Consider the following 22,822-nt stretch of genomic DNA (forward strand, 5'->3'; position numbering starts at 1 on the left):
TACGATGAGCGACGTGATCGACGACGACACCACCACCGCAGCCCACACCCGCACCAACTGGGCGGCGAACGTCACCTACTCGGCGAGCCGCCTGGCGGAACCGACGAGCGTGGACGAACTCCAGCGGCTCGTCGCCTCGACCCCGCGCCTGACGGCGCTCGGGTCACGGCACTCGTTCAACACCATCGCCGACACCGACGCGGTGCAGGTGACGCTCACGGGCCTCCCGCCCGAACTCGACGTGGACTCGGACCGGCGCGTGGCCCGCGTCGCCGCCGGCCTCACGCACGCGCAGGTCGCCGTCGGCCTGGAGGCCCGTGGCTGGGCCCTCGCGAACCTCGCGTCCCTGCCGCACATCTCCGTCGCCGGCGCCGTCGCGACGGGCACCCACGGTTCCGGCGTCGGCAACGCGTCGCTCGCCCAGTCCGTCGTCGGACTCGAGATCGTCCGGGCCTCCGGCGACGTCGAGGTCGTCGGCGCGGATGACCCCCGGCTCGACGCGCACCGGGTCGCCCTCGGCGCACTCGGGGTCGTCGTCGCGGTGCACCTGGCCATCGAACCGACCTACCGCGTCGCGCAGACCGTGCACACCGGCGTCGGCTGGGACGTCGTCGACGCCCAGTTCGAGTCGATCATGTCGGCCGGGTACAGCGTCAGCATGTTCACCGGGTACACCGATGACGGCATCCGGCAGATCTGGACCAAGCGGCGCGAGGACCGTGACGACGCCGTCATCGACCTCGCCGCCCTCGGTGCCGTCGCCGGCGTCGAGCCGATCCACCCCGTGCCCGGCAGCGAGACCGCGGGCGTCACCGAACAGGGCGGCGTGCCCGGACCCTGGCACGAGCGACTGCCGCACTTCCGGTCCTCGTTCACGCCGTCCGCGGGCGAGGAGATCCAGGCCGAGTACATGATCGCCGCGAGCGATGCCGTGCCCGCGATCCAGGCCCTCCGGCGCATCGGGGACGCCATCGCGCCCGTGCTGTTCGTCTCCGAGATCCGCCGCATCGCCGCCGACGACGCCTGGCTCGCGCCGAGCTCCGGACGGGACTCGGTCGCCTTCCACTTCACGTTCCGCCGACAGACCGAGGACGTCGCGGTCGCGCTGCCCCTCATCGAGAACGCCCTCGCGCCGTTCGGTCCCCGGCCGCACTGGGGCAAGGTCACGGCGGCGAGCGCTGAGCGGCTGCACCAGGTCTACCCGCAGCTCGGCGCGTTCTCGGCGCTGGCGCGGGACCTCGACCCGGAGGGGCGCTTCCGCAACCCGTTCCTGGAGCGTGTGCTCGCCTGACCCCGGATAGACCTCCTGGTGTCATCGCCGGCGGACACGAGGAGCGTCAGGCCAGTCCCGGGCTTCACTCGTTCGCTCTGAGCGCGGTCCGGCGGTCGCGCGCTCGACGACGAGCCCACCGGCGTGATACACGTATTCCAGTGTCATCACGGCTCGGAGGGTGCAACGCATGGACGTCATCGGATCGCATCTCGTACCGTTCCTCGCACTCGTCCTGCTCGGCACCGTCGGGCTCTGCGGCGTGTTCGCCTGGCAACTCACCGCGCCGTTGCGGCGAACGTACCGGGACGAGGTCGGCAGTGTCGGACGGGCGGCGCCGGAAGACGTCGACGCGGAGTGAGGAGGGTCACGAGTGGGACCGCGGCGGTCCTCACAGGGGATGTCGGGGGACTGCACCGCTGGTCCACCGGGTCGTCGCCGGGACCGTACATGTGAGAACGCAAAGGTCAGGTATGGCGAACCTGAACCGCATCCTCGGCATGGCCTCGAAGGTCATCGACAAGCAGCTCCAGAAGCGCTCCGGCCAGCAGCCCGGCAGCGGGCAGCAGCCCGGGGGTGTGCAGCAGTACCGGCAGCCCGGCCGACCCGGCGGGACGGACTGGCGGGGGCTGGTGCGCACCGCGGCGGAGAAGCTGACGGGCGACGACCGCGGGGGCCAGCAGCACCAGCAGTCTGACCACCCGCGCTCTGGCCAGCAGCAGCCGTACGGCCAACAGCAGCGATCCGCGCCGCAACAGCCGGGCGCAGGGCAGGGTCGCGCCCACGCGAACGAGGCCGAACGGGTCGCGATCGCGAAGTACGACTACCTGCTGAAGACCGCCGACCCCGAGCGCCTCGAGCAGGCGCACCACGACGCGTTCGCCCGACTCACCCCGGAGCAGCGGCAGCAGGTCCTGCAGCGACTCAACGCGGAACTGCCGCAGCACGACCAGGGGACCGATGCCTCCGCGGCAGGTCTCGCCCGCACCGCGACCCGGGGTGAGACGAGCCGTCCCGGGACGATGCGCAAGGTGCTCGGCGGCGCCGCGATCGGTGGCGGTGCCCTGGCGGTCGGCGGTCTCGCGGTCGCGGTCGCCGGCGGTGCGGTCCTCAGCGCGGCCGCCGGACCGGTGCTCGCGCAGGCGGCGGACCTCGGCGTGGACTTCGAGGGCGTCGCGGCCGGCCTCGGCGACACGGTGGGCGGCGGGCTCGGCGACCTCGGCGGCAGCGTCGAGGGCGTGGCCGCACAGGGGGAGCAGGCGCTCGGCGGTCTCGGCGAACAGGTCGGGAACCTCGGCGAGGGCTTCCAGTGGCCCGGGATCGGCGACTTCTTCGACCGCTGAGCCGTCTCTGGAGACCGCACGGTCTCCAGATCGCGACCACCGTTCGGGAATGGCGGACGACGCCGACGACTTGGAGTGTTTCGTCGTGCGTCGTCCCGCACGCGCGGGATTCGGAACGGATCCGGGCGCGGTGCCAGGATGGACGCCGCCCACCCGGCACCCCCGAACAAGGAGACCCGTCGTCATGAGACGTCCGAAGCGCCTGACCATCACCGCGGCCGTCGCCGCCGCAGCGGCCCTGGTCCTCACGGGCTGCTCGGGCGGCAACGCCTCCGACGACGCGAGCGGCGGGACGGACAAGGGCGGCACGCTCAACATCCTCACGTCGCAGACCGCGTTCCACCTCGACCCCGCGACGAGCCAGAGCCTCGGCATCACCTCGATGGGCCTCGTCGCCCGTCGCCTCACCACGTGGGACGTCGAGCCGGGCAAGACCGCGAAGGTCGTCCCGGACCTCGCCACGAACACCGGCGTCGCGAGCGACGGCGGCAAGACCTGGACGTACACGCTGAAGGACGGCGTCGAGTTCCAGGACGGCACGCCGATCACGACGAAGGACATCAAGTGGGGGATCGAGCGCTCGTTCGCGCCGACCCTGTCCGGTGGCCTCAGCTACCACAAGTCGCTCCTGGTCGGCGGCAGCGACTACCGGGGGCCGTTCGAGGGCAAGAGCCTCGACAGCATCGAGACCCCGAACGACAAGACCATCGTCTTCAAGCTCAACGACGCGTACGGCGACTGGCCGTGGCTCGCGTCGATGCCGGCGTTCACCCCGGTCCCCGAGGGCGAGGGCACCGACACCGGTGCGTACGACCTCAAGCCGGTCGCGTCCGGCCCGTACCAGGTGCAGTCGAACCAGCAGGGCTCGCAGGTCACCCTGGTCCGCAACGAGGCCTGGTCCGCGAAGACCGACGAGGTCCGCACCGCCGGCCCCTCGAAGATCGTCTTCAAGGAGAGCCAGGACCCGTCCACGGTCACGCAGACGCTGATCGCCGACAACGGTGACGCGAAGAGCTCCTTCGGTGCGATCTACCTCGGTGCCGCCGAGCTCAACCAGGTCCGGAGCAACCCGTCCGCGCAGGACCGCCTCGCCACGTCGAAGGCCGGGCCGATCAGCTACATGGCGATCAACACGCAGCGGGGCGAACTCAAGGACCTCAAGGTCCGTCAGGCCCTGCAGTACGCGGTCGACCGGAAGTCGTTCCGGATCGCCGCGGGCGGTGCTCTCGCCGGCACGTACGCCTCGACGCTGATCACGCCGGGCATCGCCGGACGTCAGGACTACGACCTCTACAAGACGAGCGCCACGGGTGACGTCGACAAGGCGAAGTCCCTGCTCGAACAGGCCGGTGTCTCGGACCTCAAGCTGACGCTCGTCACGCAGAACGACCCGACGTTCCTCGCCCAGGCGCAGGCCCTGCAGGCCGGACTCAAGCGCGCCGGCATCACGGTCACGCTGAAGCCGCTCGACTACGACTCGTTCACGCAGGCCACCACGAACGGCACCGACTTCGACCTGTCGCTGTCGAGCTGGCAGCCCGACTTCCCGAGCGCGAACGCCAACCTGCAGCCGCTCTACGACTCGTCGCAGATCGGTGGCGGTGGCTACAACGTCTCGAAGTACAGCAACCCGGAGGTCGACGCGCTCATCGCGAAGGCCAGTGCGACGGTCGACCAGGACGACGCGCAGAAGACCTGGGCGAAGGCGGACAAGACGATCATGGCCGACGCCCCGGTCGTGCCACTGATGTACGCCAAGCAGTCGTTCCTGGCCGGCTCGGACGTCCAGAACTTCCAGATCGCCGACTTCCCGGCGTACCCGAACTACCTCAAGGTCTCGCTCAAGCGGTGACCGGTCCCATCCTGGAAGTCCGTGGGCTCCGCGTCGCGTTCGGCGACGCGGAGCCCGTCGTCCGTGACGTCTCCTTCGACCTGACGCCCGGGCGGGTGCTCGCGCTCGTCGGGGAGTCCGGCTCCGGCAAGTCCGTGGGTGCCATGAGCGTGCTCGGACTCCTGCCACCGCAGGCGCGTGTCGAGGGCAGCGCCCGGTTCCGCGGCGAGGAGCTCGTCGGTGCACCCGTCGAGGAACTCCGCCAGGTCCGCGGTGCCGGCATCGGCGTGGTGTTCCAGGAACCGATGAACTCCTTCACCCCGGTGCTGTCGATCGGGACCCAGATCGCCGAAGCGGTCCGGGCGCACCCGACGTCCCTCGACCGCGCAGGGGTGTCCGCGAGGGTGGACGAGCTCCTCCGGTCCGCCGGCCTCGACGACCCGGCGCGGATCCGGAAGGCCTTCCCGCACGAGTTGTCCGGCGGGCAGCTGCAGCGCGCGATGATCGCGATGGCACTGGCCGGTGACCCGGTCGCGCTCATCGCGGATGAGCCGACCACAGCGCTCGACGTCACCGTGCAGGCGGGGATCCTCGACCTGCTCCGGACCCTCTGCCGTGACCGCGGGCTCGCGGTGCTGCTCATCACGCACGACATGGGTGTGGTGGCCGACGTCGCCGACGAGGTGCTCGTGATGCGCCGGGGAGACCCCGTCGAGCACGGCCCGGTCGTCGAGCTGTTCGCGCACCCGCAGGCCGAGTACACGCGGGCGCTCCTCGCCGCCGTCCCCGCTCTGGGCCCCCTCGTGCCGGTCCCGCCGCGCCGCGGAGCTCGCGGAGCGGCGGGGCGGCCGAGCTCGCGGGGAGAGGCGCGTCCCACCTCCGCCACGGACGGCACCTCGGCCGAGACTCGCCCTGGCGGACACGACGCGGCCCCGGGGAGCCGCGATCTGTCCGCGGACGCGGGACTCGGCGCGGTGCCGATCGACGACGCGAGGCGCGCCTCCCGGCCGGTGGTCGCGCGCCTGCGCGACGTCGGCGTGCGGTACTCGCGCCGCGGCGAGCCCACCGTGTCGGGCATCGACCTGGAGCTGCACGCCGGCGAGACCCTGGGCCTCGTGGGGGAGTCGGGCTCCGGCAAGACCACGATCGGTCGTGCCCTGGCCGGCCTCGTCCCGGTGGTCGAGGGGACGGTGGACGTCGACGGGCAGGACCTCCGCACCGCCCGCGGCCGTCGTCTCCGCGAGATCCGGAAGCGCGTCGGCATCGTGTTCCAGGACCCGGCCTCGTCGCTGAACCCTCGGCAGAGCATCGGATGGAGCATCGCCGAGCCGCTCCTGGTGCACGAGCCGAGCGCCGACCGACCGGCACGCGTCCGGGAACTGCTCCAGGCCGTGCAGCTCGACCCGTCGTGGGCCGAGCGGTTCCCGCACCAGCTCTCCGGCGGGCAGCGACAGCGCGTCGCCGTGGCACGGGCCCTGGCGCTCCGGCCGGCCCTGCTCATCGCCGACGAACCGACCTCGGCGCTCGACGTGACCGTGCAGGCAGCGGTGCTCGACCTGCTCCGAGACCTGCAGGACGAATTCGGGTTCGGGTGCCTGCTGGTCAGCCACGACCTGGCCGTCGTCCGACAGCTCGCCGACCGTGTGGCCGTGCTGCACCACGGGCGGATCGTCGAACACGGCACGACCCAGGCCGTCCTCGACGACCCGCAGGAGGACTACACCCGCATGCTGCTCGCCGCCGCACCGGTCGCCGACCCCGCCAGGCAGGCGGAACGCCGCCGCGCCTGGCGCGGATGGGAAGGGGTGGTCGCATGACCGCGAACGTCGTCGACCGTCCGGTCCGTCCGGCTCCGGGCTCCGGCACCGGCTTCCGTGCCGTCGTCGGCCGCATCCGTCGTGACCGGTGGGCCGTGGTCTCCGCGGTCGTCATCGCCGTCTTCGTCGTGGTCGCCCTCGCCGCGCCGCTCATCGCCCGGATCAGTGGGCAGGACCCGTACGGCTACCACGTCGACGCCCTCAACGACTTCGGCGCACCCCGCGGTCCCCTCGGTGGGATGAGTGCGCAGCACTTGTTCGGCGTCGAACCGCTGACCGGTCGGGACCTCTTCGCGATCGTCACCTACGGCGCGCGGACGTCGCTCGGCATCGGGCTCGCCGCGACCGTGGTGTCGCTCGTCATCGGCGTGCTCGTCGGCGTCACCACCGGCTTCTTCGGCGGTTGGTACGACCGGGTGCTCAGCCGGGTCGTCGACGTGATGTTCGGCTTCCCGTCGCTGGTGTTCATGATCGCCCTGACCGCGATCGTGCCGACCTCGTTCCCGAAGCCCGTGCTGGTCGTGCTCGTCATCGGGTTCTTCGGCTGGCCGGCGGTCGCGCGCGTGATCCGCGGGCAGACCCTGTCCCTCCGCGAGCGGAACTACGTCGTCGCCTCGACGGCGATGGGGGCAGGCCGCTGGCACGTCATCCGGACCCAGCTCCTGCCGAACCTGGCCGCGACGATCACCGTCTACGCCACCATCTCGATCCCGTCGATGATCGGTGCCGAGGCGGCGCTGTCGTTCTTGGCCGTCGGCGTCACCCCACCGACGCCGTCCTGGGGGCGGAGCATCGGCGACGCCGTCGGATGGGTGCAGACCGACCCGATGTACCTCGTCTTCCCGGGAGCCGCCCTGTTCCTCGTCACCCTGGCGTTCAACGTGCTCGGCGACGCCCTCCGCGACGCACTCGACCCGCGAGGAGGCACCCGATGATCGCGTTCCGCTTCGTGCTGTTCCGGGTGCTCGGCGCCGTCGTCGTGCTGCTCGTCGTCGCCGCGATCACCTACGCCCTGTTCATGCTCCTGCCGACGAACCCGGCGCGCGCGATCTGCGACAAGCCCTGCACCCCCGACCGGCTGGCGCAGGTACAGGCGTTCCTCGGCACCGACAAGCCGTGGATCCTGCAGTTCACGGCCTACCTCGGCGGGATCTTCACCGGTCGGTCGTTCGGCAGCGGCGTCTCGGCCGTGCAGTGCGCCGCGCCCTGCTTCGGGTACTCGTTCCAGCTGCACGAGAGCGTCACCACGCTCATCGTCGACCGGCTGCCGGTGACGGCGTCGATCGCGATCGGTGCCGCGCTCCTCTGGCTCGTCGCCGGTGTGCTCGGTGGGACCGCCTCGGCGCTCCGACCCGGCTCTGCCCTCGACAGAACCGTGATGACGGTCGCGGTGGCGGGGGTGTCCTCGCCCGCGTACCTGATCGGGCTGCTGTCGATCCTGCTGTTCGGGTTCGTGCTCGGGATCCTGCCGACGAGCGGGTACGTACCGCTGACGGAGGACCCGGTCGGCTGGCTGACGCACCTGGTGCTGCCGTGGTGTGTGCTCGCGTTCATCAGTGCCGCGATCTACGCCCGGCTCACCCGCGGCGAGATGCTCGAGGCGATGGGGCAGGACTTCGTCCGGACCGCCCGCGCCAAGGGTCTCCGTGAGCGCCAGGTCGTCGTGCGGCACGGGCTGCGGACGGCGATCCTGCCCGTGGTGACGCTGTTCGGCCTGGACCTCGGGACCCTGCTCGGCGGCGCTGTCATCACCGAGAAGGTGTTCTCGATGCAGGGGCTCGGGGCGCTGCTCATCGACGCGGTGCACACCCTGGACCTGCAGGTCGTCGTCGGCTTCACGGTGTTCTCGGCGTTCCTGGTGGTCACCGCGAACGTCGTCGTCGACCTGGTCTACGCGGTCGTCGACCCGCGGGTGCGCCGCCGGACGTAGGGCGAGCCTCCCGTCCTGCGCTGCCCGCCCGTGGCGCAGGCCGGACCCGGACAACAGGATCCGGCCCGAACCACGAGATCCCTTGGTTCGGGCCGGTTCCTGTTGTGCGACGCCACGCGACGCCACGCGACGCCACACCACGCGACGCGACGCCACGCCGGCCGGCCGCGGCCGACCGGCCGCGCGGCCGCCGCCCGCGTCAGAAGTACGTGATGCCGTGCGGGGTCCGGGGCGGCGTGAGCATCGCGCGGAGGAGCACCGGCGCCGCCGGGTCCATCGCACGCAGCAGCCCCGCCGCCGCGAGCGTCACCGGTGAGACCGACCCGATCAACAGCGCGCCGAGGTCGGCGACGTCGAGCGCGATGTCGGAGCCGGCCACGTCCGTGTCGGATGCCAGGCGCGTGACGGTGCCACGGGCCTCCCGGACGTCGAGCCGGTACGTGCCGGAGGCGTGGCCGAGCGAGTCGGTGACCGCGATGGTGAGCGAGCCGTCGGCCGCGTACGGGCGGGACTGCAGCACCGCGGCGACGTCGAGGACGCGCAGCCAGACGTGGTCCTCCTCGTGGTCGACGTCGTAGGTGCGAGCGTCCGCCAGCGCGGCGACGATCGGGTCGTCCATCCGGGACCGCTTGTAGACGACGACGTCGTTGAGGTCGATGGACAGCAGGAACTCCCACAGCGACAGGTACGCGGCGTCGGTCGTGTACACCAGGTCGACGATCTCGACGCGGGTGTCCTCGCCGGTCCTGCCCTCGACGACGCGCCAGGTGACGTAGCCGTCGACCTCGTCGGAGTCGTCGGGGCGGTGCACGGCGGCGCGGACGTCCTTGGCCTTCTGGCCGTCGGGACCGAGCTCCCCGAACACGATCGGCCAGGTCCCGGTGTTGCGCACCATCGAGCCGGGCGTGCGGGCATGGAAGCGGGTGAAGACGTCCTGGCCGACGCCGTCCGCCAGCCACTGTGTGGTGACCATGACGACCGTGCCGGTGGTCGGGGCGAGGAACGGCAGCGCCCGGGCACGGCGGACGTGCACGGCGCGCTCGCGGATGGCGCAGCCGAATCCGAAGCGGCGGTAGATGGTGCCCTCTGAGGCGGTGAGCGAGGCGACGGCGTAGCCCTCCTCCACCCCGCGCTCGAGTGCGTGCGTCATCATCCGGCGGAGGATGCCGCGCCGACGTTCGGTCGGGCGGACCGTCACGGCGGACACGGCCTGGGTCCGGATCGCGGTCCCGTCGCCCCAGCTGAGGTCCTTCGGGAACCACGTGAACGTGCCGGCGGGCCAGGTCTCGTCGACGGACCCGGCGACGGGCCGGTTGACGTACACGCCGAGGAACGTCTCCTGGTCGGCGACGAAGTGCGACGCCATCCGGGCGGCACCCTCGTCGGACTCCGGAGGCTCGTGGAAACCGACGCCCACGGCGTCCATCCAGGCGCGGGTGGTGGCGTCCGGCGCCCCCTGGTCGTCGGTCTGCGGGCGGAACTCGCGGAGGTCGTAGCGGTCGGTGGATTCGTCGTTGATCAGAGCCACGATCCGACCCTACCGGGGAGCCGGTCGGGGACAGTGGGCATGCCGCATCCACACCCCGGGGGACCCGTGTGATGGCGGGCACGCCCCGGAGCAGTGCACCTGCGAGCGTCAGGCACCGGGGCGGAGCAGCATGGGACCCGCGCGTCGAGCGACACGTGTCGGCCAACGGAGGCCACGCGCTCCCGCGGAGGAGGTCCCCACATGAAGGCACTGCGATACGTCGAGGTCGGCAAGCCGCCGGTGGTCGTCGACATCCCGATCCCCACCCCCGGCCCTGGGCAGGTGCTGCTCAAGGTCACTGCCGCCGGTGTCTGCCACTCGGACGACTACGTGATGAGCCTGCCCGAAGAGGCCTACCGCGACCAGCACTACCCACTGCCGCTCACCCTCGGCCACGAGGGCGCCGGTGTCGTCCACGAGCTCGGCGAGGGTGTCGACACGGCCCTGCAGGTGGGCGACGCAGTCGCGGTCTACGGACCGTGGGGTTGCGGCTACTGCCACAACTGCTCGACGGGACGCGAGAACTACTGCACGAACGCGGACGCCCTCGGCATCCGTCCGCCCGGCCTCGGCAACCAGGGCTCGATGGCGGAGTACATGATCGTCGACGACCCGCGGCACCTCGTGCCGCTCGGCGACCTCGACCCCGTGCAGAACGTGTCACTGACCGATGCGGGACTCACGCCGTACCACGCCATCAAGCGGTCCCTGCCGAAACTCGGTGCGGGCACGTACGCGGTCGTCATCGGCTCCGGCGGGCTCGGCCACGTCGGCATCCAGATCCTCAAGGCACTGTCCGGCGCGACCGTGATCGTGCTCGACGTCAACGAGGACAAGCTCGAGCTCGCGAAGCACGTCGGCGCGGACGTCACGCTGATCAGCGACGCGTCCGCGGCCGCGAAGATCCGTGAGATCACCGGCGGCCTCGGTGCGAACGCGGTGTTCGACTTCGTCGGCGCCGACCCGACGATCGCGACGGCCATCGCGGTCGCGGGACTCGACTCGGACGTCACGATCGTCGGGATCGGTGGCGGCACCGCCTCGTTCGGCTTCGGATCGATCGCCTACGACGCGGCTGTCCGCGTGCCGTACTGGGGATCGCGGAGCGAGCTCATCGAAGTGCTCGACCTCGCCCGTGCCGGCAAGGTCGACGTCGAGGTGCAGACGTACTCCCTCGACGACGGGCCCAAGGCGTACGAGGACCTCGCCGCGAGCACCATCCGCGGGCGCGCGGTGATCGTCCCGTAGCGAGCGAGCGAGCGAGCGAGCAGGACTGGAGGGACGGAGCGGCCCAGCACCGTCCCTCCAGTCAGTCCGTCGCACCGGGCGGCGGGTCCACGAGCAGGCCGACCCGGTCGGCGAGGTAGTCGGCCAGTGGCACGTCGGTGCCGGCGGTCGCGGACCACCGCACACGGGGCTCGTCGTCCCGCACGAACAGCGTCGTGTCCGCACCGACGAGCGTGGCGTCGAGCGGGATCGGCGTCACACTGTGGTTCACGGTGTCCCCGGGCGCGAAGTGCCCCTTCGCCGCAGCCGCCCGGTACGCGCGACGGACCTCGGCGGAGACGGAGACGAACTGGGACCGCCCGGCCTCGGTCACACGCGTGATCGATCCCGTCGCCCAGACCTGGCCGGCGGTCTCGGGTGAGGACCCGAGCAGCAGCGCACCGACCCGCCAGACCCGCCCGAGGGAGCGGATGGTGGGGTCCCGTCGGATGCCGAGCACCGGCTTCGGTTCGACGTACTCCCCGAGCGCCTCGTCCCGCGCGCCCGCTGCCGCCAGTCGCGCCGTCGCGTCGTCGAGCAGGGAGCGTGCGCGCTGCACCCCGTCCACCCGACCGTCCGTCACCCGCCAGAGCCTAGACCGCGACCGGCGCCGGATCGACCCACCGCCACCCGCGCACCACCGGGGTACGGGTGCCTGTGGTGCCGCTCGGTGCGCAGCGCGTTGACTGGTCCTCCGGGTCACGGCCGCGCTGCGACAGCCGACGTCGTCGCCCGGTGGATTGACACCCTGACGATCCGCACGCGACGTCCGTCGGACCCGATGCTCGTCGACCCGACCACCGCCGTCCCGACGGCCGTGGAGCCCGACGAGGAGGACCCCGTGTCGCACGCCTTCGATCCCGTCCGCCCGCAGCCGATCCGGCTCGCCGACGTCGCTGCGGCGGCCGGGGCCCGTCCGCTGCCGTCGGTGTTCGCGGACGTGCACGTCACCGGGGCAGCCGTCGCCACCGAGGACCTCCGACCCGGGTGGCTCTTCGTCGCGGTGCCCGGTCGGCTCGGGCACGGCGTCCGTCACGTCGGCGCAGCCCGCGCGAGCGGTGCGGTCGCGGTGCTGACCGACGAGGCCGGGGCCAGGGAGGCGACCCGATCCGGTCTGCCGACCGTGGTCGTCCACGACCCGCGAGCCGTCCTCGGAGTGGTCGCCCGGACGGTGTCCGGCACCGCGGACCTCGGTTTCCCGGTGCTCGGCGTCACCGGTACGAACGGCAAGACCTCGACAGTCTCCGTCCTCGACGCCCTCATGCGGCGGCTCGGGTGGACGACGGCGATGACGTCCACCGCCGAGCGTCGCATCGCGGACCAGGTCGTGGCGAGCCGTCTGACCACCCCCGAGGCCACCGAGCTGCACGCCTTCCTCGCGCGGGCCCGGGAGCGTTCCGTCGACGGCGCCGCGATCGAGGTCAGCGCCCAGGGGCTCTCGCGGCACCGTGTCGACGGCGTGCACTTCGACGTCGCCGGGTTCACGAACCTCAGCCACGACCACCTCGACGACTACGCCGACATGGACGAGTACCTCCGCGCGAAGCTGCGGCTGTTCCAGCCGGACCGCGCCACCCGCGGTGTCGTCTCGCTCGACTCCGCCGCCGGTCGCGCGGTCGTCGCCGAGGCCGGGATCCCGGTCGAGACGATCACCAGCGAACCCCGCACGGTCGCGGACTGGCACGTGACGGTGCTCGACCAGCACGCGGACGGCACACGGTTCCGGATCGACGGCCCGGACGTCAGCATGACGACCGAGGTCCCGCTGCTCGGCCGGCACATGGCGGCGAACGTCGGCCTCGCCGTCGCGATGCTCCGGGCTGCGGGCATCCCGGCAGCGGACCTGGTGGCGGCAGCCGGCGGATCGCTCGACGTCGTCGTCCCGGGCCGGATGGCCGACGCGTCGAGCCCGACCGGACCGCGGGTCTTCGTCGACTTCGCCCACACCCCGGACGCCTTCGCGAAGAGCCTGGAGGCCATCCGGGCGTTCGCCACCGGGCCGGTCGGCATCGTCCTCGGTGCCGACGGCGACCGTGACCCGAGCAAACGGGAGGCCATGGGCACGGTGGCAGCGTCGCTGGCGGAAGTCGTCGTGGTCGCCGACCACCACCCGCGGTTCGAGGACCCGGACGGCATCCGGGCCGCGATCCTCCGCGGTGCGCACGGGGTCCGGGGAGCGACACGGGTCGTCGAATTGCCGGACCCGGCGCAGGCGATCCGTCATGCCCTGGCCGCGGTCGGGGACGACGGTGTCGTCTACTGGGCGGGACCAGGACTCACCGACTACCGGGACGTCCGCGGCGTGCACGTGCCGTACTCGTCCTTCCGGGACGCGCAGGCGGCGCTCGCCGAGGCCGGCCATCCGGCGAGGGAGGCCGTCTCCGCCTGCTGAGCGGGACGGTGGACGTGGTCCACACAGCGCTCCCGACGGCGAGCCCGAGCCTGTGCCGGGATGCCGACGAGGCCTGTGCCGGAATGCCGACGAGGTCTGTGCAGTTGCATCGAGTCGGATCGAGGAGGTCACATGGGCATCGTGCGGTGGTTGTTCGACGCGCAGCTCGTCATCGGCGACCAGACGGTGCTCTGGCGCGAGGTGATCGGCAACGTCTTCGGGCTGCTCAGCGCCCTGGGCGGGATGCGCCGCAAGGTGTGGGCCTGGCCGGTCGGCATCGCGGGCAACGCGCTCCTCTTCACCGTCTTCATGGGCGCGCTCTTCGACACCCCGAACCCCGTCAACCTGCTCGGTCAGGCCGGGCGCCAGGTCATGTTCATCCTGGTCAGTGTCTACGGCTGGTACCGCTGGACGCACCGCGCGGACGAGGCGACCACCGTGCTCGAGCCGAAGTGGGCCTCCTGGCGGTCCCGCGCACTGCTCGTCGTCGCGCTGGTCGGCGGCACCGCGGTCCTGACCCCGGTGTTCCGTGCCCTCGGCTCGTACGAGCCGGTGTGGAGCGACGCGTGGATCTTCGTCGGATCACTCCTGGCCACCTACGGCATGGCGAAGGGCTGGGTCGAGTTCTGGCTCATCTGGGTCGCGGTCGACCTGGTCGGCGTACCGCTGCTGTTCTCCGCCGGCTACTACGCCTCGGGCCTGATGTACGTCGTCTACGGCGCCTTCACCCTGGCCGGGTTCTTCGTCTGGATGGCACAGGGCCGGAAGCCCTCCGCCGCGCCGGTCACCGTCGGCTGACGGGAGGCCCGGGGGCGCCTCACGGAGACGGGCGTCAGCGTGCTCGGGTCCGCCGCCAGCCCGCGATCTGCTTCAGGCTGACCTTCGACCCGTACTGGGCGACCGAGTGCCGGAACAGGTACTCCGCGAACCAGAGCAGCACGCCCGCGACGACGAACACCTCGACGATGCACGCGATCGTCTCGACGACCGACAGGGACCCCACGGCGTTCCGCACCATGGCCGTCACCGGCGTGAACGTGGGGAAGTACGTGAAGAACGCGGCGACGGGCGACGAGGGCGTCGTCATCACGAAGAACGCCGCGTAGAGCGGGATGATCACCGCGAACAGCGCCGCCGACTGCAGCGTCGACGCGTCCTTGATCGTCGGCACCGACGCCCCGACCGCCACGAACAGCGCCGACGCCAGCAGCACCCCGCCGACGAGCAGCAGCGCCCCCGCGACCATCCGCCAGGGATCCAGCGCGACCGTGCCGACCCGACCGGCGACCAACGGCAGCACGACCGCCAGCGACAGCAGCCCGGGCACCAGGAACACGCCGACCTGCACGAGTCCCACGAGCAGCATCGCGATGACCTTGCCGCGGATCAGCGTGCCGGCCGTGACGGTGGTCAGGATCATCTCGGAGATCCGGTTCTCCTTCTCCTCGACCACGACGGTGACCATGCGGGCGGCGAGCAGGATCACCAGCCCGAAGAAGGCCGCCACGTAGAGCAGCGGCGGCACGATCGACAGCCAACCCGGCGCGACCCGCCCGTCGGCGTAGGTGGTGACCGTCGCGTCCGGTGGTGACCGGAGGATGTGCACGGCCTCGGCGTCGTCGACCTGCGCGGCGACGCTCTGCTCGAGCACCCGCTCCGCCAGGGCCGAGTACCCGGTGTTGGCGAACAGCCCACGGTCCGCTCCGAGCACGGTGACGGGCGTGCTCGACGGTGCCACCGGGAACTCGATGAACGCATCGAGGTGTCCGGCGCGGACGGCCGCCCTGTCTGCCGCGGGGTCGGTGGAGGGGGAGCCGCCCCACTTCGCGGCGACCGTCTCGGACACCAGCCCGGACCGGTCGACGTAGTGGAACGGCGTCCGGGCGGCGGAGCCGCTGGAGATCGCGGAGTCCGTGCCGGCGGCCTGCCCGACGCCGACGAGCAGCGACACGACGACGACGACGAGCGGGAGGGCGAGGGTGCCGATCCAGAACGCCGGCTTCTTCACCGCGCGGACGAACTCGAACCGGACGACCGTGCCCAGGCGGTTCATCGCGCTGCTCCGACCGCGACGGCCGGGCGAGCGGCGGACGCGGTCTCGGCCCGAGCGGCGTCCGCGTCGGCGTCGTGCCCGTACAGCTGCACGAAGATCTCGTCGAGCGGGATCCGGCGCATCTCGAAACCGGTCACGTGGACGTCGGCGGCCACGAGTTCGGCGAGGATGTCCGACCCGTCGGCCGCCGCCGCCGCGGTGGGCACCAGGTACGCGACGTGGCCCTCGTGGCGGGCGAGCCGGTAGCGGTCGGACCGCGGGACCGGCCCGCTGAGGGCGACCTTCGCGACGGCACCGCCGAAGGCGTCCTGCACCTCGGGGATCGTCCCGTACGCGGCGGCGACCCCGTCCTTGAGGAGCAGGATCCGGTCGCAGAGCCGCTCGACCTCGTCCATGTGGTGAGTGACGAGGACGACCGTCGCGCCGTCGGCCTTCCGCTCGTCGACCAGGTCCAGGAGCAGCCGGCGGTTCACCGGGTCCAGGCCCTTCGTCGGCTCGTCGAGGATCAGCAGCCGCGGCCGGTCCATGATCGTGATGCCGAGCTGCACCTTCTGCTGCTGCCCGCCGGAGAGCTTGTCGATGCGCACCTTCGCCTTGTCCGCCAGACCGACGCGCTCCAGGTAGTCCGTCGCCCACCGGGTCGCCGGGCCGCGGGGCATGCCGCGGAGGGCCGCGAAGTACGTCATGACGTCGATGACCGTCTCCTTCCGGTAGAGCCCGCGCTCCTCCGGCAGGTACCCGATGCCGCCCGTCGCGGGCCGGTAGGGTTCGCCGTCGATCGTCAGGGTGCCGGCGGTCGGGGCGGTGATGCCGAGGAGCGCGCGGATCGTCGTGGTCTTGCCGGAGCCGTTGCTGCCGAGCAGGCCGAACGTCTCACCGGGGGCGATGTCGAACGTCAACCCGTCGACGACGTTGCGGTCACCGAAGCGCATGACGAAGTCGCGGACGCTGATGCCTGCTCCGGCCACGGTGGACCCCTTCCGACGTGCCGACCCTACCGAGGCCGTCTGACGGACCGGTCTCCGGCGTCGCTGACGCGATCGGTACGCCGGTCGCGCCTCAGCGGGGGAGTGCGGCCAGCACCCGGGCCGCCTGCTCGGCGTCCTCGGCCGACACGTCGAGGTGTGTCACGATCCGCACCGTCGTCCGCCCGAGCTGCATCACCCGGACACCGGCCGCCGCAGCAGCCGCGACGAAGGCCGCCGGGTCGGACACCTCGGCGAAGACGATGTTCGTGTCCACCGTCCCCGGGTCGACGTCGAGCGCTGCCGCGATCGTCCGGGCGTTCGCGTGGTCCTCGGCCAACCGGTCGACGTGCTCGTGCAGGGCGTACCGGGCACCGGCGGCCAGGATGCCGGTCTGCCGCATGCCCCCGCCGTAGCGCTTCCGCCAGATCCGGGCTGCCGCGATCCGTTCGGCCGAGCTGACGAGCACCGACCCGACCGGCGCGCCGAGACCCTTCGACATGCAGACCGACACGGTGTCGAAGCCGCTGGCGAGCTCCCGGAACGAGGTGCCCGACGCGACGTGGGCGTTCCACAGCCGGGCGCCGTCCAGGTGCAGCCCGATGCCGTGCGCACGACCGAAGTCCTGCACGGCACGCACCTCGAGCTGCGGCTGGACGGTGCCGCCGCCGAAGTTGTGGGTGTTCTCGACCGCGATCGCCGTGGTCGACACCGAGTAGGCGCCCGCGTTGGGTTCGGCGATCTCCTGCACGGACTCGGCGACCAGCCGGCCCCGCTCCGACGCCCACGTCCGGGTCGTGATGCCGGAGAACACCGCCGCCGCCCCGAGTTCGGCGCGGACGACGTGGGCCTGGACGTCGGCGAGCAGCTCCTCACCCGGACCGACGAGCAGCCGCAGACCGAGCTGGTTCGCCATCGAGCCGGACGGGGTGAACAAGCCGGCCTCGTGCCCGAGGAGCTCCGCGACCTCCTGCTCGAGCAGGGTGGTCTCCGGGTCCTCGCCGAACACGTCGTCGCCGACCTCGGCCTCCGCCATCGCGCGGCGCATCGCCGGGGTCGGACGGGTGACGGTGTCGGAGCGCAGGTCGATCACCGGACAACGGTAACCCTGCCGACGGTCCGCTGGTGCACGGCCCGGCTACGGTGTGCGACATGCAGCCTCCCGCACCCGGAACACTCCGCATCCTGCACCTGTCGGACACGCACCTGACGGGCGACGGCGCCCTGCACCAGGGCACGGTCGACACGACCGCGGCGCTCCGCGCGCTGCTCGAGCACCTGGACACCGTTCCGGGCGTCGGCCTGGTGGTGATCTCCGGCGACGTGTCCGAGGACGGCTCGCCCCGGTCCTACGAGACGGTCCGGCAGACGGTGGGCAGCTGGGCCGAACGGCACGGTGCCGCGTTCGTCACCGTGCCCGGCAACCACGACCAGCGCGCCGGCTTCCGGCAGGTCCTGGTCGACGGCCACGTCCTCGGCGAGGGCGGACAGCCGCTCATGCACACCATGGAGTACCACGACCCGTCGGTGCCGGTGCGGGGGCAGTCGATCGTCGCCGGGCGGCGCGTCGTCACCGTCGACACCAGCGTCCCGGGGGCGGGGTACGGCGAGCTCGACGCGTCGGTGCTCGAGCACCTGCGCACCGTGCTCGCCGAGCCGTCCGACCACGGTTCCGTCGTCGTCCTGCACCACCCACCACTGCCCGCGCCGACCGCGCTGCACGACGCCCTGAAGCTCCGGAACCCGCAGGACCTCGCCGACGTGCTGCGGGGGACCGACGTCCGCGTCGTGCTCGGCGGTCACTACCACCACCACTTCGCCGGGTCGGTCGGCGGGGTGCCGGTGCTCGTGGCGCCGGGTGTCGCGAACGACAACGACGTCGCCGGACCGTACGAGCAGGAGACCGCGCTCATCGGCACCGGCGCGCTCGTGGTCGACCTGGCAGCCGACGGCTCGCTCTGGTCGACACCCGTCCGCCTGCCCCGCGCCGACGCGGACCAGCAGGCCCTGCACCTCGACGCGGCCGCCGCGACCCGGATCGCGGAGGCGTTCGGCCCGTCGTGACCGGCAGGTCCGGACGAACCACCTGACGGCCGGGAGGCACGTGGCGGCCCCGCCCCGCGCCTCCCGGCCGTCTCGTCCGCCTTCCCGACGTCCCGCCACCCACGGCCGGTCCCCGGAACCGGGCCGGTCCCTGCGAGTACCCCACATCCACGGACAGAGCCGTGGCTGAGGCGAGTAGGACGGAACGCACGACGTCCCGAGGAGGGTCTCATGCGAACCGGTAGCGCAGTGCAGTACGAGCGGTACGGCGACTTCGACGTGGTCGAGGTCGTGCCACAGGAACGGCCGAAGCCCGGACCCGGAGAGGTCGTCGTCGAGGTCATCGCCGCCGGCCTCAACCACATCGAGCGGTTCCTCCGCGAGGGCAGGTTGCAGGACCACGTCCAGGTCGACTTCCCCGCGCGACAGGGCGTCGACCTCGCCGGCATCGTCCGCGCCCGCGGCGACGGCGTGAAGGACCTGCGCGTCGGCGACGAGGTCATGGGCCACGCACCCGAGGGTGGCTCGCACGCCACATGGGTCGTGGTGCCCCGTGAAGCGGTCGTCATCAAGCCCACACACGTCGGGTGGGAGGTCGCCGGCGGGCTCTACCTGGCGGGCTGCACCGCCGTCGACGTGGTCCGGAAGCTCCGCCTGGGCCCGGACGACACCGTCGTCATCAGCGCCGCCGCCGGTGGTGTCGGCCACATCCAGTGCCAGCTCGCCCGCGACGCCGGCGCGACCGTGATCGGACTCGGCAGCCCACGCAACCACGACTACCTCCGCCAGATCGGCATCCTGCCCGTCGCCTACGGGGACGGTGAGGAGGCCCGGATCGCCGAGATCGCGAACGGCCGACCCGTCACCGCGTTCATCGACAACCACGGTGACGACGCCGCGCACGAACTGGCCCTCCGCCTGGGCGTGGACGAGAAGCGCTTCGTCTCGTCCGAGGCCCGGCGCGACGCCGAGCTGCGGTTCCTCCGGGCCCCCGCGTCCGACCCGGAGGCGAAGGAGCTCATCCTGTTCCTGGCGAAGGCCGTCGAGGACCGCCGCGTGCAGATCCTCATCTCGGGCTTCTACCCGTTCGAGTACATCGTGGACGCGTACGAGGACCTGGCCGAGATGCACTCCCGTGGCAAGGTCGTCGTCGGCATGCAGCCGGTCGAGACCGGAGCCCGACAGGACTGGTACCGGTCCGAGAAGGCCCGCGATCTGCGCGACCGGTACGCCGAGGAGAAGGCCGACGGCACGCTCGAGAGCGGCTCGCCGGCGTCCCGCGGGGCCGAAGGCGCGGTCTCGACCAGCTGACGTGCCGATCGAGGACGCCCTTGCCGTGGAGCGGAGGGCGTCCTCGGTCGCCTCCGTCCTCGGTTGCCGACGTCCTCGGGCGCCTAGCTGAGGATGTCCTTGCTGGTGAAGCGGCCGTACGCCAGCGCCCCGAACACGACCAGGTAGCCGAGCTGCAGCAGTGCGTTGCTGCCGAACGAGTCGAACGAGATCGGGTCGCGGAGCAGGTCGCCGAACCCGAGCCACAGGTGCGAGAACAGGTACGGGTGCAGCCAGTCCAGCTGCGGCAGCTGGTCGAGCACCTGCGAGACACCGGCCAGCACCACGGTCGCCGCCATCGCCCCGACCGGAACGTTCGTCAGCGTCGAGGCGAACAGCCCGATCGCGACCAGTCCGAGCATCGACAGGGTGACGTAGAGCGCGAGGAGCAGGGCGCGCGCGGCGTACGACCAGCCGCCGACCTGCGTGCCGGACAGCAGCGTCACCGGACCGATCGGGAACAGCACCGCTCCGATCGCCGCACCGACGAGCACGACGAGCAGGGTCGCGGCGAGGCAGAACGCGATCGCACCCGCGGTCTTGACCAGGATGAACCGCACCCGACCGGTCGGGGCGACCAGCAGGTACCGCAGCGTGCCGTGGCTCGCCTCACCCGCCACGGTGTCGCCCGCGACGACGCCGACGGTGAGCGGCAGGAACAGCGGGATCGACACGGTCAGGGCGGTGAAGGCGACGAAGAGGCCGTTGTTCGTGATGTCGCCGAGGAACGCCGGGCCGCCGCTGTCCTCACCGGTGGTCAGGCGGACGGCGACGGCGATCAGGATCGGCACGGCCGCCAGTGCCCCGAGCATCGCCCAGGTACGGCGGCGTCGGAAGACGAGCGCGAGTTCGGAGCCGAGCAGGGCGAAGGCACGCGACCGCCGCACGGGGGCGGAAGCGGGGACGACGCCGGCCCTCGACGGTCGCTCGGCAGTGGTCGGGGTGGGGTCAGCCAGCGACATCGAATCCCTCTCCGGTGAGCGCGACGAACAGGTCCTCGAGCGTCCCGCCACCGACGGCGATGCCCCGGACCCGGACGTCGGAGCGGACGAGTTCCGCGGTGATGGTCTCGGGTTCGACGTCGGCGACCAGGTCGGCGACGAGGACGTCCGACCCGCCGTCCCGTCGCGGTGCCAGACCGAGGCGCCCCAGGACGACCGCTGCCTGTCCGACGTCCGGGGTGCGGACCGTGACGGTGCGGGCACCGGCGGAGCGGAGGTCGTCGAGCGTGCCCTGCGCGACGAGCTGCCCGGTCCGCATCACGGCGGCGTGCGTGCAGACCTGCTCGATCTCCGCGAGCAGGTGGCTCGACACGAACACCGTGGTGCCGTCGTCTGCCAGGGAGCGGATGAGGTTGCGGACCTCGCGGGTGCCCTGCGGGTCGAGGCCGTTCGTCGGCTCGTCGAGGACCAGGAGTTCGCGGGGGGTGAGCAGGGCGTTCGCCAGACCCAGGCGCTGCTTCATGCCGAGGGAGTACGCGTGCGCCTTCTTGTCGGCGGCGTGCGTCAGGCCGACGCGGTCCAGTGCGTGCGCGACCCGGTCCTTGCGGCTCCGTGGGTCCGAGGTGGGGTCGGCGGCGTCGAACCGGGACAGGTTCGCGCGGCCCGACAGGTAGGGGTAGAAGGCCGGACCCTCGACGAGCGCACCGACGCGGGGGAGCACCGAGCGGAGCGCCGCGGGCATCGACTCGCCGAGCACCTCGATCGAGCCACCGGTCGCGCTGGAGAGCCCGAGGAGCATCCGGATCGTGGTGGTCTTGCCGGAGCCGTTCGGCCCGAGGAACCCGAAGACCGAGCCGCGGGGGACGGCCAGGTCGATGCCGTCCACCGCGCGCTGCTTGTGGAACACCTTCCGGAGTCCGTCGGTGCGGATCGCGAGGTCGGTGGTGGTCTCCGGTCCCGCCGCCGCTGCCGTGGCCGTGCCGGTCTGGGGCGCCGCGGCTGCGTCCGTACCCGTCGTCACTTCGCCGCGGCGACCAGGGCCGTGACCGGCACCGCGCCTGCCAGGACCCGGCCGTCGTCGGTCAGGTAGACCGACACGAGCGAGGTCTGGACGGCTCGACCGCCGGCCACCGCGGTCGTCAGCTGGTCGAGGAGCCCCGACGCGTCCGACCCGAGGCCGGCCTGGTCGGCGCTCCCCGCGGGCAGCGCCACGACGGTGTCCCAGCCGCTGCCGGAGACGGTCGGGCGGTCGGCGCCGGCAGACTCGTGGTGGCGCGCACCCGGGCCCGGGCGGGCGTCGGACAGGTCCTTCGAATCGACGTCGGCACCGGTCGGCGGGGTGAAGTCGAACAACCGTGCTGCCGGCGCTCCGTACTCGAGACTGGTGAACCCGACCTGGAACGCCGGGTCGTCCGCGCCGGTGGCCGTGACGGTCGCGCGGAGCGGGAGCCCGGTCTGCTGGTCGACCCCGAGCTGGACCGAACCGACCAGGGTGTCCGAGGACTTCGGAGTGAGGGTGAGCAACCAGGCGTCGTGCCCCGCGACCGAGGTCGCAACGGGCTTCGAGACGGTCGTGGTCGGCGTGATCGCGTCGATGGCCTGCTCGGCGACGTCCGACGGAGTGGCCGTGCCGCTGGCGTGGGACTCGGCCGACCGGCTGGGCAGCGTGGTCTTCGTCGCCGCGCGCTCCTTCGAGTCCCACGTCCACACGGTGCTGCCGTTGCGGATCAGGTCCTGCTCGGCGAGCTGCTCGGTGACCTGCACGCGCTGCTTGCTCGGTCCGTCGACGTAGACGCGGGCGGTGTGCGATGCCGTGAGCAGGCTGAGGGCGTCCGAGGCATCGCTCTCGAGCGAGGAACCGCCGGCACCGGCGGGGAGTTCCGGCAGCCCCAGGTCGCTCGTCTGTGCGAGCTTGCCCGAGTACTGCGCGTCGGACGACTTCGCGATGCTGGCGATGACGGCAGCCGCGGTCGGGTCGTCGCCGGCGATCGGGGTGGACGCGGCCTGCGCGATGACGGGAGCGGCGACGGCACCGGCCACGACGACGGGTGCGATCAGGGCTGGCAGCCAGACGGACTTCTTCATGGGTCGATCCCCTCGGTGGAACGGCAGAC

20 protein-coding genes are annotated in these 22,822 nt (G+C 72.1%); 12 read left to right on the plus strand and 8 right to left on the minus strand.

The annotated features are described in order from the left end of the window. Positions 1 to 13: 13 nt before the first annotated feature. The 7 genes from DEJ33_RS10660 to DEJ33_RS10685 all read left to right on the plus strand — a co-directional run bounded on the left by DEJ33_RS10660 (position 14) and on the right by DEJ33_RS10685 (position 8,191). The gene (locus DEJ33_RS10660; protein WP_258378147.1) at positions 14 to 1,291 is read left to right on the plus strand and encodes a D-arabinono-1,4-lactone oxidase; all 1,278 of its coding nucleotides are present in this window, start codon (positions 14 to 16) and stop codon (positions 1,289 to 1,291) included. Between the two features lie 169 nt (positions 1,292 to 1,460). Next, positions 1,461 to 1,631, plus strand: a complete 171-nt coding sequence (locus DEJ33_RS17260; RefSeq protein WP_181432943.1) for a hypothetical protein — start codon at positions 1,461 to 1,463, stop codon at positions 1,629 to 1,631. Between the two features lie 112 nt (positions 1,632 to 1,743). After that, entirely contained in the window at positions 1,744 to 2,613 is an 870-nt protein-coding gene (locus tag DEJ33_RS10665; protein WP_111194924.1) for a cation-transporting ATPase, read from the plus strand. 184 nt (positions 2,614 to 2,797) lie between these two features. After that, entirely contained in the window at positions 2,798 to 4,465 is a 1,668-nt protein-coding gene (locus tag DEJ33_RS10670; protein ID WP_111194925.1) for an ABC transporter substrate-binding protein, read from the plus strand. After that, positions 4,462 to 6,261: an ABC transporter ATP-binding protein gene (locus tag DEJ33_RS10675; protein WP_111194926.1), complete on the plus strand. Its 1,800-nt coding sequence runs from the start codon at positions 4,462 to 4,464 to the stop codon at positions 6,259 to 6,261. The genes DEJ33_RS10670 and DEJ33_RS10675 overlap by 4 nt, the downstream gene beginning before the upstream one ends. Next, positions 6,258 to 7,196, plus strand: a complete 939-nt coding sequence (locus DEJ33_RS10680) for an ABC transporter permease (protein WP_111194927.1) — start codon at positions 6,258 to 6,260, stop codon at positions 7,194 to 7,196. The genes DEJ33_RS10675 and DEJ33_RS10680 overlap by 4 nt, the downstream gene beginning before the upstream one ends. Further along, positions 7,193 to 8,191, plus strand: coding sequence for an ABC transporter permease (locus tag DEJ33_RS10685; protein ID WP_111194928.1), 999 nt, complete (start codon positions 7,193 to 7,195; stop codon positions 8,189 to 8,191). Before DEJ33_RS10680 ends, DEJ33_RS10685 begins: the two co-directional genes overlap by 4 nt. 199 nt (positions 8,192 to 8,390) lie before the next feature. On the opposite strand, the gene DEJ33_RS10690 is transcribed toward DEJ33_RS10685, so the two are convergent. After that, entirely contained in the window at positions 8,391 to 9,719 is a 1,329-nt protein-coding gene (locus tag DEJ33_RS10690) for a GNAT family N-acetyltransferase (RefSeq protein WP_111194929.1), read from the minus strand. A gap of 201 nt (positions 9,720 to 9,920) precedes the next feature. Here DEJ33_RS10690 and DEJ33_RS10695 point away from each other — a divergent pair, with 201 nt between their 5' ends. Next, a complete protein-coding gene (locus DEJ33_RS10695; protein ID WP_111194930.1) occupies positions 9,921 to 10,967 on the plus strand; it encodes an NAD(P)-dependent alcohol dehydrogenase in 1,047 nt (348 codons plus the stop codon). Positions 10,968 to 11,028: 61 nt separating this feature from the next. Here the strand turns inward: DEJ33_RS10695 and DEJ33_RS10700 are convergent, their stop codons facing one another. Then, positions 11,029 to 11,568, minus strand: a complete 540-nt coding sequence (locus DEJ33_RS10700; protein ID WP_111078998.1) for a hypothetical protein — start codon at positions 11,566 to 11,568, stop codon at positions 11,029 to 11,031. 198 nt (positions 11,569 to 11,766) lie between these two features. Between DEJ33_RS10700 and DEJ33_RS10705 the strand changes: the two genes are divergently transcribed. After that, a complete protein-coding gene (locus DEJ33_RS10705; protein ID WP_111194931.1) occupies positions 11,767 to 13,377 on the plus strand; it encodes a Mur ligase family protein in 1,611 nt (536 codons plus the stop codon). A 132-nt stretch (positions 13,378 to 13,509) separates the two neighbouring features. Next, positions 13,510 to 14,175 (plus strand): nicotinamide riboside transporter PnuC, encoded by a 666-nt coding sequence (gene pnuC, locus DEJ33_RS10710; protein WP_110904371.1) that lies wholly within the window; start codon positions 13,510 to 13,512, stop codon positions 14,173 to 14,175. A 34-nt stretch (positions 14,176 to 14,209) separates the two neighbouring features. On the opposite strand, the gene DEJ33_RS10715 is transcribed toward pnuC, so the two are convergent. The 3 genes from DEJ33_RS10715 to DEJ33_RS10725 all read right to left on the minus strand — a co-directional run bounded on the left by DEJ33_RS10715 (position 14,210) and on the right by DEJ33_RS10725 (position 17,488). Continuing rightward, the gene (locus DEJ33_RS10715) at positions 14,210 to 15,430 is read right to left on the minus strand and encodes an ABC transporter permease (RefSeq protein WP_111194932.1); all 1,221 of its coding nucleotides are present in this window, start codon (positions 15,428 to 15,430) and stop codon (positions 14,210 to 14,212) included. Continuing rightward, positions 15,427 to 16,398 (minus strand): ABC transporter ATP-binding protein, encoded by a 972-nt coding sequence (locus DEJ33_RS10720; RefSeq protein ID WP_258374665.1) that lies wholly within the window; start codon positions 16,396 to 16,398, stop codon positions 15,427 to 15,429. Before DEJ33_RS10720 ends, DEJ33_RS10715 begins: the two co-directional genes overlap by 4 nt. A 91-nt stretch (positions 16,399 to 16,489) precedes the next feature. Continuing rightward, complete coding sequence (locus tag DEJ33_RS10725; RefSeq protein ID WP_111078996.1) at positions 16,490 to 17,488, minus strand: low specificity L-threonine aldolase; 999 nt, start codon at positions 17,486 to 17,488, stop codon at positions 16,490 to 16,492. 59 nt (positions 17,489 to 17,547) lie between these two features. Between DEJ33_RS10725 and DEJ33_RS10730 the strand changes: the two genes are divergently transcribed. Continuing rightward, the gene (locus DEJ33_RS10730) at positions 17,548 to 18,459 is read left to right on the plus strand and encodes a metallophosphoesterase (protein WP_111194933.1); all 912 of its coding nucleotides are present in this window, start codon (positions 17,548 to 17,550) and stop codon (positions 18,457 to 18,459) included. Between the two features lie 210 nt (positions 18,460 to 18,669). Further along, the gene (locus DEJ33_RS10735; RefSeq protein WP_111194934.1) at positions 18,670 to 19,749 is read left to right on the plus strand and encodes an NADP-dependent oxidoreductase; all 1,080 of its coding nucleotides are present in this window, start codon (positions 18,670 to 18,672) and stop codon (positions 19,747 to 19,749) included. 83 nt (positions 19,750 to 19,832) lie between these two features. On the opposite strand, the gene DEJ33_RS10740 is transcribed toward DEJ33_RS10735, so the two are convergent. Genes DEJ33_RS10740 through DEJ33_RS10750 form a run of 3 tightly spaced genes read right to left on the minus strand, consistent with a single transcriptional unit; the run spans position 19,833 to position 22,793 of the window. Beyond that, on the minus strand, positions 19,833 to 20,729 hold the full coding sequence (locus tag DEJ33_RS10740) for an ABC transporter permease (RefSeq protein ID WP_111194935.1): 897 nt from the start codon (positions 20,727 to 20,729) through the stop codon (positions 19,833 to 19,835). Next, the gene (locus DEJ33_RS10745) at positions 20,716 to 21,729 is read right to left on the minus strand and encodes an ABC transporter ATP-binding protein (protein WP_111194936.1); all 1,014 of its coding nucleotides are present in this window, start codon (positions 21,727 to 21,729) and stop codon (positions 20,716 to 20,718) included. The genes DEJ33_RS10740 and DEJ33_RS10745 overlap by 14 nt, the downstream gene beginning before the upstream one ends. Continuing rightward, on the minus strand, positions 21,726 to 22,793 hold the full coding sequence (locus DEJ33_RS10750; RefSeq protein ID WP_111194937.1) for an outer membrane lipoprotein carrier protein LolA: 1,068 nt from the start codon (positions 22,791 to 22,793) through the stop codon (positions 21,726 to 21,728). The genes DEJ33_RS10745 and DEJ33_RS10750 overlap by 4 nt, the downstream gene beginning before the upstream one ends. Positions 22,794 to 22,822 lie beyond the last annotated feature (29 nt).

The sequence above is a fragment of the Curtobacterium sp. MCPF17_047 genome, assembly GCF_003234045.1.
Lineage (GTDB): Bacteria > Actinomycetota > Actinomycetes > Actinomycetales > Microbacteriaceae > Curtobacterium.

What these genes read in the sequence shown, in the direction of transcription:
- DEJ33_RS17260 (WP_181432943.1), top strand. Translation starts at nt 1,461, where the DNA reads ATGGACGTCATCGGATCGCATCTCGTACCGTTCCTCGCACTCGTCCTG.
- DEJ33_RS10665 (WP_111194924.1), top strand. Translation starts at nt 1,744, where the DNA reads ATGGCGAACCTGAACCGCATCCTCGGCATGGCCTCGAAGGTCATCGAC.
- DEJ33_RS10670 (WP_111194925.1), top strand. Translation starts at nt 2,798, where the DNA reads ATGAGACGTCCGAAGCGCCTGACCATCACCGCGGCCGTCGCCGCCGCA.
- DEJ33_RS10680 (WP_111194927.1), top strand. Translation starts at nt 6,258, where the DNA reads ATGACCGCGAACGTCGTCGACCGTCCGGTCCGTCCGGCTCCGGGCTCC.
- DEJ33_RS10685 (WP_111194928.1), top strand. Translation starts at nt 7,193, where the DNA reads ATGATCGCGTTCCGCTTCGTGCTGTTCCGGGTGCTCGGCGCCGTCGTC.
- DEJ33_RS10695 (WP_111194930.1), top strand. Translation starts at nt 9,921, where the DNA reads ATGAAGGCACTGCGATACGTCGAGGTCGGCAAGCCGCCGGTGGTCGTC.
- DEJ33_RS10705 (WP_111194931.1), top strand. Translation starts at nt 11,767, where the DNA reads ATGCTCGTCGACCCGACCACCGCCGTCCCGACGGCCGTGGAGCCCGAC.
- pnuC (WP_110904371.1), top strand. Translation starts at nt 13,510, where the DNA reads ATGGGCATCGTGCGGTGGTTGTTCGACGCGCAGCTCGTCATCGGCGAC.
- DEJ33_RS10715 (WP_111194932.1), bottom strand. Translation starts at nt 15,430, where the DNA reads ATGAACCGCCTGGGCACGGTCGTCCGGTTCGAGTTCGTCCGCGCGGTG.
- DEJ33_RS10730 (WP_111194933.1), top strand. Translation starts at nt 17,548, where the DNA reads ATGCAGCCTCCCGCACCCGGAACACTCCGCATCCTGCACCTGTCGGAC.
- DEJ33_RS10735 (WP_111194934.1), top strand. Translation starts at nt 18,670, where the DNA reads ATGCGAACCGGTAGCGCAGTGCAGTACGAGCGGTACGGCGACTTCGAC.
- DEJ33_RS10740 (WP_111194935.1), bottom strand. Translation starts at nt 20,729, where the DNA reads ATGTCGCTGGCTGACCCCACCCCGACCACTGCCGAGCGACCGTCGAGG.
- DEJ33_RS10750 (WP_111194937.1), bottom strand. Translation starts at nt 22,793, where the DNA reads ATGAAGAAGTCCGTCTGGCTGCCAGCCCTGATCGCACCCGTCGTCGTG.